This window comes from Caballeronia sp. ATUFL_F2_KS9A (assembly GCF_023630765.1).
Classification (GTDB): domain Bacteria; phylum Pseudomonadota; class Gammaproteobacteria; order Burkholderiales; family Burkholderiaceae; genus Caballeronia; species Caballeronia zhejiangensis.
The window spans coordinates 1-11,930 of sequence record NZ_JALQEK010000055.1 but is presented as its reverse complement, the minus strand read 5'-3'; the positions used below and the strand labels follow the sequence as shown (position 1 = coordinate 11,930).

Sequence of the window (11,930 nt, the reverse complement as noted above, 5' to 3'; positions counted from 1 at the left end):
TCTCCGTGGGGTTGTCGCTCGCGGGCGCACCCGCGAACGTTTTCATTCGTAGGCCATTGCGTCTTCCATGTTGCCGAACAGCACGACGGTATCGTCGTCGATCATCACCATCCGTCCGTAATGCGTCGATGTCGATATCTCGAACAGATGTGGCGTCATCTCGCGGCCCAGCACGTCGCTGATTTCGTCCATCTTGAACTCGATCTTTCCCTGCCCGTCGATGCGGATCATCGCGGGCAGATACGTCACGGTGATGCCCGGCTTCGTCGCCATCAGTTCGGCAATCGCGCGCGCCTCGACGCTGTCGTTCATCGTGACGCCGCATTGATGCGAGATGGTCTGATCGAAGCGAAGATCCTTGATCGGCTTGAAGATGTTGTCGGTATGCACTGACATGAGCGGCTCCTGTTCGCGGTGGATTCAGGCTTGAATGGAGAGCGAAAACGGAATGCCGACTTCCTTCGCGATCAGTTGCGCGCGCTCGACCGAACTGCTCAGGGCGTCGGTGTATTGCGCGGCTTTCGCGTGCGGAATGGACCAGATCGGCTGAAGATGCTTCGCGGCATCGGCGGCGAGCGCGCCATGCTTGTCGAGCCACGCGCCGAAGAGCGCGCGGTTCGCATCGCCATGCGCGGGATCGTTGGCGAGCATGTGGAACAGCTCGACCGCGTTGGCGAGATTGCGCTCGTAGTCGCCTTCGGCGGCGGATACCACGGTCGGCGTCACGAAGTCGTTCTGCGCGGCAGCCACTTGCATGATGAAGCCGCTGCGAAAGAGATCGCCGACGAGCGGCTCGAACACGACGTTCACCGCGAAATACTTTTCGAGGTAATCGGTCGCGCCGCCGATGGTTTCGATCGCGCGGCGCGTGCCCTGCCACATCGGATCGTTGAGCCAGTGCTCCTTGCCCGCATCGAGATCGAAGCCCGGCAGATCGAGCGCGATCTCGCCGAGATACAACGTCAAGTCCTGAGCGAAGCGCAGTTTGTACGATGCATTGGTCAGGATCGCGCTATTGATCATCTGCGTGTAGCCGTAGCGCTGCGCGTGCATGGTCGCCGTGCCGAGCCCGAATTCCGCGTGCTTGTACGCGCCGAGATGATGTTCGAGCACCTTCACCCAGGCTTTGTCGAAGCGCTTGACCGCGCCCGAGCGCCGCGCATTGCCGATCGCGTTCGTAATCATTCCGACGATGGTCGACTGGCGCTGATAGTGCGTGCGCTCCCATTCTTCATCGACCGCGCGGAACGTGTGCCAGTCCGAGCATTGCGCGGCGGTCCACGTTTCGGAATAGGTCGGCGTGCCGTCGGCGAATTGCAGTATCCAGTCCTGAATGAGATAGCGCTTCGGGTCTGGCTGCACGTCGACGGTCATGTCTTCGTAATGGCTTGCCTTGCGTCCTTTCGGTTCGAAATAGTTGTACTTGCGGCTGTCCCAGCCCACGAACTGCGCCGCGCCCGCAGCGCCCGACTTAAGCGGCGATGACTGCTCCGTCGACGTACTCATGTCATGTCTCCTTTCCGATCAGCGAATATCAGGGCGACGGGCCGTCATCGGACCGCCTGCGTGAACTTGTCGAAATACAGCCGTTCCGGTTCTACGCCGGCCATTTGCAGCACCGGGATCACGGCGTCGATCATCGCCGTGGGACCGCACGTGTAGGCATCGATATCGCCCGCGAGCGCTTCGTCGCGCAACGTGCGGCTCACGACTTCGTGGATGAAGCCCGTCTCGCCCGTCCACTCGTCGGCGGGTTCGGCGTTCGAGAGCGCCGGTATGAAGCGGAAGTCCGGCAGCTTGTCAGCGAAGTCCGCGAACTCGTCGAGATAGAACAGATCGCGGCGCGTGCGCGCGCCGTAGAAGAAGCGCACGGGCCGCTCTTCGCCGCTCGCGACGTGGTCCTGCAAGATCGACCACAGCGGCGACATCCCCGATCCGCCGCCGACGAGAACCATCGGGCCGGGCTGATCCTCGCGTCGAAAGCAGGTGCCGTACGGACCTTTCGCGATCATCCGGTCGCCGGGCTTGAGACCTTCGTCGAGCCGCGACGAGAACGCGCCGTTCGGGTACTTCCTGATGATGAAGGAGAGGCGCCGTTCGCCATCGGGCGGATTGGCCATCGAGAAAGAGCGCGTGATGCCCGCCGATGGCAGCGTCAGATCGACGTACTGCCCCGCCCAGTAACGCAACGGACGGCTCAGTTCCACTTCGAGCAGCCTGATGTCGTGCGTGAGCGCGGCGATGCTCGTGACGGTCGCGTCGTATTCGGCGACGGGTATGGAGCGGCGCATCAGGTCTTCGTCGTAGTTGAGCAGTTCGACGGTGAGATCGCTGTAGGCCAGCGTCCTGCAAAGCAAGACGTGACCCGATTCCTTCTCGTAGTCGGGCAGTGCGAAGGTCGAATACTTCTTCATCTCGACGTCGCCTTCGACCAGCAACGACTTGCAACTGCTGCACTGCCCTTCCTTGCATCCGTGCATGACGGCGATGCCTTGACGGAACGCCGCTTCCAGCACGGTTTCGCCTTCCTCGACCGACATCTCGACACCGACCGGCTCGAAGCGGACCGTGTGCGTCACAGACTCATCGCCGCTCATACGCGCCTCCCTCGCATCGGTCAATTGCACGGATTGATCGTGAAGCCCGCGCGATACTCCGCGATGTGCTTCTCGCGCTGCTCCGGCGTCATCTCTCGTATCAGCACGATCGGGCTTTGGATCGTGTGGCCGCGCACATCATCGAGCGTCCACATGTCGCGGTTGTCGAAACGCAGATGCGGTTGAGGCACGAGCGTCTTGCCGTCGCTGCGCACGAAGCCGAGATCCTTGATGCAATCCGCGAGGTCCCAGCCGTGATAGACCTCTTCCCATTCGCGGCGCCCGCTGAAACGGCCCATCGCGGGCGTCGGGCGGCCTTCGTATTCCGACGCGAACGCGACCTTGTGCGTCCATCGGCATAGCTCGGAGCAATACGTGTAGAGCTTGCCGTCGACTTCATCGACGCAGAAGTCCTCGCGAATCAGGCACGGCACGAGGCAGCTCCAGCAGCGATGCGGATACACGTAGCCGTTCTCCTGATCGAACAGCATGTTGGTCTGGCCGGGCACGCTCTTCTTCGCGTACCACTTCCAGTACTCGCCGAACTCCGCATACCAGCCGGGATACTTGTGCTCGAACCACTCGAAGTCTTTCTCGGTCTGCGCCTCGATGCGCCAGAAGTTCACCGGCCAGCCGACCGAGAAGAACTGCGCGACCTTGTGCACGTAGTTCTTCTTGACGAGGCGATCCCACGCGGCGGCGACATCGTCGTGATGAATCTTGATGCCGTACTTTTCGAGCGGCAGCATGTAGGTGCGGTAATAGTCTTCGTAGATCCACCGATGCCACAGCTCCGCATACGACTCTTTCTTCTTGTCGCGGTCCGTCGTGCCGTATTCGATGAACGTGCCGATAGCCGCATCGACGATCGCGTGGTTCTGCCAGAACGCGTAACGCAGATCGCGTTCGAGCAGCAGATGATTGTCGGGGTCGTTGATGACCGACATCATCAGCGAATGGCCGTTGCCGATGTGACGGCTCTCATCCGATTGCACGGAAAGGAACACCGTCGGCAGCGCGTAGTCGCCGTTGCGCGCGGCTTCCGACGGCATCGCGACGAACAGCGTATTCGTGAACGCCGTTTCCGCGACCACTTGCAGGAACACGTTGGCGGCCGTCACGGCGTCGCCGGTGAGGAAGCCTTCAGCGAACTGACGTCCGATGGTCGTCGCATAGCACTTGCCGAACGCGGCTTCGGTGATGTCGAAACCCGCCGGATCGATGTAGTTCTCCATGTACCACTTCTTCAGATTCATCTGGATCGTCGAGTGGCGGAACTCGTCGACCATCTGCATCGTGAAGCCCGTGCGCAGTTCTTCGCCGGGCGCGAGACGGCCCAGCATCGCCATCGAGCGCGCGGCCGAGATTTCCGGGAACGGAATGATCGCGAGGAACAGCTTCATCCATTCGACCCAGCGCGGTTCGACATTGCGGAACATGTCGCCGCGCAGCGCGGCATCGAGCGCGCCGTAGACGCGGTTGTCCTTTTCCTCCTGCATCGGGAAATACGAGCGCAGCACCTGCTTCATCGGATCGCGCGGCGCCTTGCTGATCTTGTAGTCCGTCGGGAAGGTCATCGCTTCCTGAACGTAACTGGGTGTCCAGCCGAGATCGGCGACGCGTTTTGCCGCCTCGCCGATACTGATGCCTCGCTGGGATGTGATCTTGTTGAGCGTTAATGCTTCTGACATCGAGCTCTCCTTGTCCGGTTACAGGGCGATTGCGCCGTTTGCATCGGCACGGCAGCACGAAGAGCGACAAGCGTGCCATCCGCGAATACGCCGTGTTTCATGGGTTTTCGATGCGCTTGTGTCGTGGAACGCGACGATCGAATTTCTTACGGTGTCCCGAATTGCGACATCACTCAATGGTCGACGATGATCTTGCTCGCGCTTGCATTCGCCGCATCCGCGACCGGCTGACCTTGTGCGATGAAACGCGCGGCGAGTATCAGCGCGCCCATCGCGAAGTCGCGGCCATGCGCGGCGATCATGTCGTCGGACAGCGCGCCGAGCCGCTCGAAAAACGCTTCCTTCGTGGATGCATCGGTCGTCATCTCCGTCTCCCTCGAGCGTCTAATGCGAACCTGAAATGCGGAATAACGCGTGCGGCAAATACACGAGCGCGATCTCGCCGGCTTCGGTGCCATAGGCGAGACGCCCGCCGTCGGGCGCCCACGCAAGCGCGGATATCGCCGCGCCGCCGTTGGCCCGGACGAACAGCACGTCCGCGCCGCCGGGCTGGCACAACAGCACCGCGCCGCTTCGATAACCGACCGCGATCAGCGACAACGACGGATGACACGCGACGACACTCACCGGCGCGCTGCCCGCGACGCCGCATTCGCGCGGACGATCATCCGCATCGGGCGGATCGAAGCGCCAGCACACCGCGCGCGGTCCGCCGCTCGTGACGAGCACGCGGCCGTCCGCCGAGAACGACAGCGAGCCGGGCTGCAGCGCATAGCCGCCGAGTTCGATATCGTCGCCATCGGGAAGACGCCAGCCGTGCAGCGCGTTGCCTTCCGTGCCCGCGACGAGATACCGGCCATCGGGACTCCACGCGATCGCGCGCGGCGATCCGGCGCACGCAAAGAGCCGCGACGTCGCGGCGCGCGTATCCCACAGCGTGACGCCGCCCGCGTGAGCGATAGCGAGTCGCTGCGCCGTTGGCGCGAACATCAGCGCGGTCGATGAAGCGGGCAGCGTCAACTCGCTTTCCATCGCGCCGATGAGCCGCACCAGCGCGCCGCTCGCATACGCGCGCACGCCCGAGCGCGAAACGGCGACGTGATCGATTCGTCGGCCGTGCTGCGCTATGAGCTGGCGCACACTGCCATCGATGTCCATCTGCACGAGCCTGCCGTCATCGCCCGCGCTCAGAAAGCCGCCATCGGCATCGGCGGCGAGCCCGAGGCTCGCGCCATCGTGTATCGCAAAGCGCGCGAGCGGCGGCGGCGGCGCGGTGGCCTTGATCAACTCGACGCCGCGCGTCTCGTGCGCCTTGAGTTGCGGACCGCCTTCCCATTCGCCCGACGCGAGCACGAGCGTTCCATCGCCGAGCGTGAAGCCCGCGTGAGTCCCGCCTACATTCCACGCCGCCGCCGTCACGCTCGCGTGCGCCGTCCAGCACGCGCCGAGCAGCTCGACGAGCGGCGTGGGCGCGCTTACGTTCATCGCGGATCGCGGCCATGCGCGGTGCGCGTCGCCGCCTCCGCGTTCGCGAGCGCCGCCTCCAGACGCGCGCGCTCTTCCTCCAGCGCGTTCAGCGCCCGGTCCGCTTCCCAAAGCTGATCGCGCAGCATTTCGATGCGCAACAATTGCAGCGACGTGCGTGCTTCGGGCCGGCTCGCGGCCAGCGCGCTTTCGAGTTCGATTTCGACGCCCGCGAAACGGCTCTTGCTTCGCAGATGCTCCGAATTGATCCACGTGAGCTCGATCACGAGCCGCACGCGCTCCGATATGGGCGTGGGTTGGCCCTGCGCAGTCATGGCGTTCTCCGCTGAAAGCCTGGCTTGCGGGCCTCGTCTGTCGCGAGGCCGGCCGGTCGTTACGGAATGAGGACCGCGCGTCCCTTCACCTTGCCGTGATGCAGGTCGCGCAGCGCCTGATTCGCCTCGCTCAGTCGATACTCGCGCGTCGCGAGATGGACGAGTCCGCGATCGGCCAGCGCCATCAGCTCGACGAGTTCCGGATACGTGCCGACCAGATTGCCGACGATGGTCTTTTCGCTCGTAATCATGTCGATCGTCGGAATGTCGATCTTTCCGCCGTAGCCGACGATGTAATAGAAGCCCGCGTTGCGCGTCATCGCGAGACCTTGCGCGATCGCGTTGCCTTCGCCGACGAAATCGATCACGGCTTCCGCGCCGTTGCCTTGCGTGAGTTCGAGCACGCGCTCGACGGCGTCGTCGCCGCCCTGAACCGTATGATGCGCACCGCATTCCTTCGCGAGCGCGAGGGCGGTCTCCGATCGGTCGACGACGACGATCTCCGCCGCGCACAGCGCGTTCAGCACCTGAATGCCGATGTGACCCAGACCGCCCGCGCCGATCACGACGGCGAACTGCCCCGGCAAAAGATGACGCGATGCCTTCTTCGCGGCGCGATAGGCAGTGAGGCCCGCGTCGGTGTACGGCGCGACGTCCTTCGGCGCGAGCGTGGACGGCAGGCGGATCAGCGAACGTTCGCCGGTCGCGAGATATTCGGCATAGCCGCCGTTCGCGTTGATGCCGGGAAAACGGCTTTCGGTCGCGTGCATGTCGTCGCCGCGCCGGCACGCGAGACAGTGGCCGCTCGTGACGAGCGGATGGCAGATGACCGGATCGCCCACCTTGACGCTTTCGACGCCCCGCCCGACCGCCTCGACCCAGCCGGCGTTCTCGTGGCCCATGATGTAGGGCAGCGCGATATCGACCTTGCTGCGCCAGATGCCTTCGACGATATGCAGATCGGTCCGGCACACACCCGCGCCGCCGATCCGGACGATCACATCGTCGGGCCGCGAGATTTCGGGAGTGGGGACGTCTTGATAGCGGACGAATTCGTCGCGGGACAACGTTTCGTCGTACTCATGCAGCACGGCAGCCTTCACGTGATGTCTCCTTGTTCGTTATCGTCGATGCTTCGCCTGAAGCGATGCGCCGGGATAAGAGCAAGGACCACGCCAATCGCGATGCGAGCGGGGGCATCGCGTGAGCCTGCGTGGATGGCCTTCGCGTTCTGTGATGACGGCATCGGCAGGGTTTGTCGCAAAATCGGACACCCTGCCGAAGTCCTGTCCATGCGGATGTCGCAACTTGCGACATCCGCCTGCTACGCATTGCAGCGCACAACGCCCGGCGACCCGATGCATGGGTCGCCGTCTTTCATACGGCGTTATTGGCCGGCTGCCGGCGATACGACGCTCGGCGTTGCCAGCGTGTTGTTGCTCTTCGGCGCGGGCGCGTCGGACTTCGTCGTGCTGTTCGTGCTGCTCGGCAAGCCGCTATTGGGCTTGGCGGCCATGCCGCTGCCGGAATGGGTGGTGCCCGGCGTGCCATATCCGCCCGTCGCGCCGTTCACCTGATTCGCCGGGCTGGCGGTGCTGCCCGTCGAGCCGCTCGATCCTCCCGCCGTCTGCGCATAAACGCCGCTCGACAGTGCCGCCGCGGCTACAGCCGCGATGAGTGTGCCAATTGCCTTGTTCATGATCCGTCCCTCCTTGATCGGACTGGAAATCAGGACGCAGGCGTTTCCGTCTGCTCGATCATGAGTTGCGCAATGACCGTGCCGCGCCCGGGCACACCAAATGCAGAGGTCGATGCGTTATTAAGTTATCCGATTCACTTCAATCCCCCGACGATGCGTTCCATCTCGCTTTCGCCGAACGCGCGCATCGTCGTCGATCGGACGTTGCCGAGTGCGCCGAGCGCGAGGTCGAGGCGCGTCGCGGTTTCATCGTCGGGTGCATCGAACGATGTAACGAGATCGTATGCGCCAAGCGTCCAGTGCAGTGCGCCGATGGTCGCGCCCATCGCCTTGCTCGCTTCGCGAAATGCGCGCGCGCGATCGACCGTGTCCTTCGCGGTACGCACGCCCTGATCGGTCCAATTCAGCAGCATGATGTAGGTAGCCATGGTGTCCTCATCGAATGAAAGTGAAGCGGCCGCACGTATTGACGCGCCGCGTTTTCTTTGCGTGTATAAAGAGGCAGAGAGGAAGCAGGACAAGGCGGCAATCGCGCATGAGCAACAGCGCTTCCGTTCGGGAAAGCCGCAGTATGGATATCGATTGACTGCGAAAAAAGTATAGGCGACGGCGACTGTTAACAGCGCGCTTTCACGGCGCGATCGCGGCGTCGCGAGACGAAAAAAAGCCCCGTCGGAAGATGCGAACGGGGCTCATCGCCTTCGGCTGCGAAACGCGCTTACTTGCAGTGGCGTTCCCAGTGATGATGCACTTTGACCTTGTGGCAAACCTGATGGTGATTGTGCGAAGCGGCGAAAGCCGGAGCGACGGAAAAAAATGCCGCGCCAGCGGCAAACACAGCAATGACAGCCTTTTTCATGAGTTCGTTAGGTTCTGGATTGGGAAAGAGAGGAGATGCTAGCAGCGCGAGCTTACGGACACATTTACGCGGCTCGTCAGCTTTTCGGCTTCGCGTTGAGCCTTCGCCACAACGTCGTCTTGCTGATGCCGAGCGCCTTGCAGACGGCATCGCGATCGCCGCCGAACGCAGCCAGCGATGCGCGGACCTGATCGGCTTCCACCGATCGGCTGAGATCGCGCAGCGAGCGGTCCGCGTTTGCGTCGGACTTGTCCTCGAACAGCTCGGGCGCGATCGCTTCCAGTTCGTCGAGCGCGAGTGCAAGGGGCGCATCCCGATCCGATAACTCCACCGCGATACGCTCGACGATGTTCTGCAACTCGCGAACATTGCCCGGCCACGGATATCGGCACAGCGCATCTTCCAGCGGCGCGAGCACGCGCGCCGCCGCTTCGCGATCGGGCACGCGCGACGCAAGCGCCTTGTCGCGCCGCGCGGCCTGTGTCAGCAGCGCGGTCGCCAGCAGCAGGACGTCGCTGGAACGTGCGCGTAACGGCGGCAACGCGATGCTCAGAATATTGATGCGATAAAAAAGATCGGCGCGAAACGAACCATCGGCGACGCCTTGCGCGAGCGTGCGATGCGTCGCCGCGATCACGCGAATATCGACGCGCGTCGGCTCCGTCGATCCGAGCCGTATCACTTCGCGCTCCTGCAGCACGCGCAGCAGCCGGCTTTGCAGCGACGGCGGCATCTCGCCGATTTCATCGAGAAACAAGGTGCCGCGATGCGCCGCCTCGATCAGCCCCGCCTTGCCGCCCTTGCGCGCGCCGGTGAACGCGCCCTCCTCGTAACCGAAAAGCTCGCTTTCGAGCAGGGCTTCGGGAAACGCGCCGCAGTTCATCGCGACGAACGGAAAGTCCTTGCGGCGGCTCAGGCGATGCATGCTCTGCGCGACCATCTCCTTGCCCGTGCCGCTTTCGCCGAGAATCAGCACGGTGGCGTCGGATTTCGCGTAGCGGCGCACGAGCGAACGCACGCGCTCGATCGACTCCGATTCGCCGACGACATCCTCCAGCCGATAACGCGCGACGAATTCCTGCGCGCCCTGCCGCGAGCGCAGCGTCCGGTCGAGCCGCTCGACCGCGCGCGATTCCTGGAAGGTGAAGATCGTGCCGCCCGACGCGCCATCGCTTGCGAGCGGTCCGCGATGGATCGCGTAGCTCACGCCGCGCACCGCGCCGAACACGTCGCCGTCGGCGGAAGGCAGCACGCCGTCGAGTTCGGGCGCGACATCGAGCAACGCCTGTCCGACGGCGCGCGACGCATCCGCGATGCCGAGCGCGGCGGCGAGCCGCCGATTGATCGCTTCGATGCGGCCAAGGGCATCGACGGCGACGACGCCATCGCGAAGATGCTGCAACAGGTTGTCGAGCCGATTGCGCCGCGCGACTTCGCGGCGCATCGCCTGCGCGACTTCGAGCGCCGTCTCGAACGCGGCGACGACCGACGTGCGCGAATACAGAAACACCGCACTCATGCCCGCGTCCGCCGCCAGATCCGCGACGAGGCCGGGGCCGACGACCACATCGACGCCGCGATCGCGCAGATCGAGCACGAGGTTTTCGGCGTCCTGCGCCGAGCGATAGGACGCGCAAATCACGTCGATGCCATACACGGCGAGGAAGCGGCGAATTTCCGCGGGCGTGTCGCCGTGCGTGACGAGCGCGACGCTCGCGCCCTCGCGCCGCGCCTTCGTGAGCGCATGCATCACGTCGAAGCCGGTCGGACTGATGACGACGACCGGCACCGACACGCGGCTCTTCAGATAAGCACCGTTCGAGCCGCCCGCCACGACGACATCCGGCCGGCCGTCGCGCGCCGATTCGATGCTGTTCGCGGCATCCTCGAAGCCGAGCGCCACGACATCGAGTTCGGCGCGATCGGCGTAGGTGTCGACGAGATCGATGAACAAATCCCTTAGCCGGCTGATGCCGACCGCCCAGATGCGCGGGCGCGACGCGGGTTCGGTTTGCATGATCGTCTGCCCAAAAAAATCCAGTATGCAATACGGATTTCAGTTTCGAAACAAGAAATTTCAGGCCTGAAATCAAGCGCTGTGAGCCGAAACGTCTAAACTCCTAAAAATCAACGAGTTAGAAAAATATCGCAAGCTGGCAAGGTAGTTGCTTTTATATGCAGCACTTTTTCAGGAGACAAACGTGAGTTCCGAAATCCAGTCCGCACAGACCGCCGGCGCGCGGTTCCGCCAGGCCGTCCGCGAGGAATCGCCGCTGCAGGTCGTCGGCGCGATCACCGCTTACGCCGCGAAGATGGCCGAAGCCGTCGGGTTCAAGGCGCTCTATCTGTCGGGCGGCGGCGTGGCCGCGAATTCGCTCGGCATGCCCGACCTCGGCATCAGCACGATGGAAGACGTGCTGATCGACGCGCGCCGCATCACCGACGCCTCGTCGCTGCCGCTGATGGTCGATATCGACACCGGCTGGGGCGGCGCATTCAACATCGCGCGCACGATCCGCTCGTTCATCAAGGCGGGCGTGGCGGCCGTGCATATCGAAGATCAGGTCGGACAGAAGCGCTGCGGGCATCGTCCGGGCAAGGAAGTCGTGCCGACCGGCGAAATGGTCGATCGCGTGAAAGCCGCCGTCGATGCGCGCACCGACGATTCGTTCGTCATCATGGCGCGCACCGATGCGGCCGCCGCCGAAGGCATCGACGCGGCGATCGAGCGCGCCGTCGCGTATGTCGAAGCGGGCGCGGACATGATCTTCCCCGAAGCGATGAAATCGCTCGATGACTATCGCCGCTTCAAGGCTGCGGTGCGCGTGCCGATCCTCGCGAATCTGACCGAGTTCGGCTCGACGCCGCTCTTCACCGTCGATGAACTGAAGGATGCGAACGTCGACATCGCGTTGTATTGTTGCGGCGCGTATCGCGCGATGAACGCAGCGGCCTTGAACTTCTACGAGACAGTGAAGCGCGACGGCACGCAAAAGGCCGCCGTCGAAACGATGCAGACGCGCGCCGACCTGTACAAATACCTCGGCTATCACGCCTACGAAGACAAGCTCGACCAATTGTTCGCAGCGAAGAAATAACCCTTGTTTCAGGAGACAAATTCATGAGCGAAGCAGACAACAGCACCGCAAGCGCGGGCGCATTCAAGCCGAAGAAATCCGTCGCGCTGTCGGGCGTGACGGCGGGCAATACCGCGCTGTGCACCGTCGGCAAGACGGGCAACGACTTGCACTATCGCGGCTACGACATTCTCGATGTCGCGACGAC

The 11,930-nt window shown here is 63.4% G+C and carries 13 protein-coding genes and 1 pseudogene; 2 read left to right on the top strand and 12 right to left on the bottom strand.

All coding sequences use genetic code 11. The features are described from left to right. Positions 1–42: 42 nt before the first annotated feature. The 12 genes from NCS67_RS30685 to prpR all read right to left on the bottom strand — a co-directional run bounded on the left by NCS67_RS30685 (position 43) and on the right by prpR (position 10,662). On the bottom strand, positions 43–396 hold the full coding sequence (locus NCS67_RS30685; RefSeq protein WP_250437814.1) for an MmoB/DmpM family protein: 354 nt from the start codon (positions 394–396) through the stop codon (positions 43–45). Between the two features lie 24 nt (positions 397–420). Continuing rightward, positions 421–1,506 carry an aromatic/alkene monooxygenase hydroxylase subunit beta gene (locus tag NCS67_RS30680; protein WP_008345854.1) on the bottom strand — a complete coding sequence of 362 codons (1,086 nt, stop codon included), beginning with the start codon at positions 1,504–1,506 and terminating at the stop codon, positions 421–423. Positions 1,507–1,550: 44 nt separating this feature from the next. Further along, a complete protein-coding gene (locus NCS67_RS30675; protein WP_250437813.1) occupies positions 1,551–2,597 on the bottom strand; it encodes an NADH:ubiquinone reductase (Na(+)-transporting) subunit F in 1,047 nt (348 codons plus the stop codon). 20 nt (positions 2,598–2,617) lie between these two features. Further along, positions 2,618–4,288 (bottom strand): aromatic/alkene/methane monooxygenase hydroxylase/oxygenase subunit alpha, encoded by a 1,671-nt coding sequence (locus NCS67_RS30670; protein ID WP_008345857.1) that lies wholly within the window; start codon positions 4,286–4,288, stop codon positions 2,618–2,620. Between the two features lie 173 nt (positions 4,289–4,461). Beyond that, the gene (locus NCS67_RS30665; protein WP_008345859.1) at positions 4,462–4,653 is read right to left on the bottom strand and encodes a hypothetical protein; all 192 of its coding nucleotides are present in this window, start codon (positions 4,651–4,653) and stop codon (positions 4,462–4,464) included. A gap of 19 nt (positions 4,654–4,672) precedes the next feature. After that, positions 4,673–5,773 (bottom strand): WD40 repeat domain-containing protein, encoded by a 1,101-nt coding sequence (locus NCS67_RS30660; RefSeq protein ID WP_250437812.1) that lies wholly within the window; start codon positions 5,771–5,773, stop codon positions 4,673–4,675. Then, positions 5,770–6,087, bottom strand: coding sequence for a hypothetical protein (locus NCS67_RS30655; RefSeq protein ID WP_250437811.1), 318 nt, complete (start codon positions 6,085–6,087; stop codon positions 5,770–5,772). Before NCS67_RS30655 ends, NCS67_RS30660 begins: the two co-directional genes overlap by 4 nt. Positions 6,088–6,146: 59 nt before the next feature. After that, on the bottom strand, positions 6,147–7,190 hold the full coding sequence (locus NCS67_RS30650) for an NAD(P)-dependent alcohol dehydrogenase (protein WP_250437810.1): 1,044 nt from the start codon (positions 7,188–7,190) through the stop codon (positions 6,147–6,149). Positions 7,191–7,474: 284 nt separating this feature from the next. Beyond that, positions 7,475–7,786: a hypothetical protein gene (locus tag NCS67_RS30645; protein ID WP_250437809.1), complete on the bottom strand. Its 312-nt coding sequence runs from the start codon at positions 7,784–7,786 to the stop codon at positions 7,475–7,477. Between the two features lie 134 nt (positions 7,787–7,920). Next, positions 7,921–8,214 carry a GYD domain-containing protein gene (locus NCS67_RS30640; protein WP_250437808.1) on the bottom strand — a complete coding sequence of 98 codons (294 nt, stop codon included), beginning with the start codon at positions 8,212–8,214 and terminating at the stop codon, positions 7,921–7,923. A gap of 290 nt (positions 8,215–8,504) precedes the next feature. After that, entirely contained in the window at positions 8,505–8,645 is a 141-nt protein-coding gene (locus NCS67_RS30635; protein WP_167561871.1) for a hypothetical protein, read from the bottom strand. 76 nt (positions 8,646–8,721) lie between these two features. Then, positions 8,722–10,662, bottom strand: coding sequence for a propionate catabolism operon regulatory protein PrpR (gene prpR / locus NCS67_RS30630; protein WP_250437807.1), 1,941 nt, complete (start codon positions 10,660–10,662; stop codon positions 8,722–8,724). A 184-nt stretch (positions 10,663–10,846) separates the two neighbouring features. Between prpR and prpB the strand changes: the two genes are divergently transcribed. Then, complete coding sequence (prpB, locus tag NCS67_RS30625; RefSeq protein ID WP_008345869.1) at positions 10,847–11,743, top strand: methylisocitrate lyase; 897 nt, start codon at positions 10,847–10,849, stop codon at positions 11,741–11,743. 23 nt (positions 11,744–11,766) lie between these two features. Then, positions 11,767–11,930: pseudogene (locus NCS67_RS30620) on the top strand (2-methylcitrate synthase); the annotation flags it as partial.

What these genes read in the sequence shown, in the direction of transcription:
- NCS67_RS30685 (WP_250437814.1), bottom strand. Translation starts at nt 396, where the DNA reads ATGTCAGTGCATACCGACAACATCTTCAAGCCGATCAAGGATCTTCGC.
- NCS67_RS30680 (WP_008345854.1), bottom strand. Translation starts at nt 1,506, where the DNA reads ATGAGTACGTCGACGGAGCAGTCATCGCCGCTTAAGTCGGGCGCTGCG.
- NCS67_RS30675 (WP_250437813.1), bottom strand. Translation starts at nt 2,597, where the DNA reads ATGAGCGGCGATGAGTCTGTGACGCACACGGTCCGCTTCGAGCCGGTC.
- NCS67_RS30670 (WP_008345857.1), bottom strand. Translation starts at nt 4,288, where the DNA reads ATGTCAGAAGCATTAACGCTCAACAAGATCACATCCCAGCGAGGCATC.
- NCS67_RS30665 (WP_008345859.1), bottom strand. Translation starts at nt 4,653, where the DNA reads ATGACGACCGATGCATCCACGAAGGAAGCGTTTTTCGAGCGGCTCGGC.
- NCS67_RS30660 (WP_250437812.1), bottom strand. Translation starts at nt 5,773, where the DNA reads ATGAACGTAAGCGCGCCCACGCCGCTCGTCGAGCTGCTCGGCGCGTGC.
- NCS67_RS30655 (WP_250437811.1), bottom strand. Translation starts at nt 6,087, where the DNA reads ATGACTGCGCAGGGCCAACCCACGCCCATATCGGAGCGCGTGCGGCTC.
- NCS67_RS30645 (WP_250437809.1), bottom strand. Translation starts at nt 7,786, where the DNA reads ATGAACAAGGCAATTGGCACACTCATCGCGGCTGTAGCCGCGGCGGCA.
- NCS67_RS30640 (WP_250437808.1), bottom strand. Translation starts at nt 8,214, where the DNA reads ATGGCTACCTACATCATGCTGCTGAATTGGACCGATCAGGGCGTGCGT.
- NCS67_RS30635 (WP_167561871.1), bottom strand. Translation starts at nt 8,645, where the DNA reads ATGAAAAAGGCTGTCATTGCTGTGTTTGCCGCTGGCGCGGCATTTTTT.
- prpR (WP_250437807.1), bottom strand. Translation starts at nt 10,662, where the DNA reads ATGCAAACCGAACCCGCGTCGCGCCCGCGCATCTGGGCGGTCGGCATC.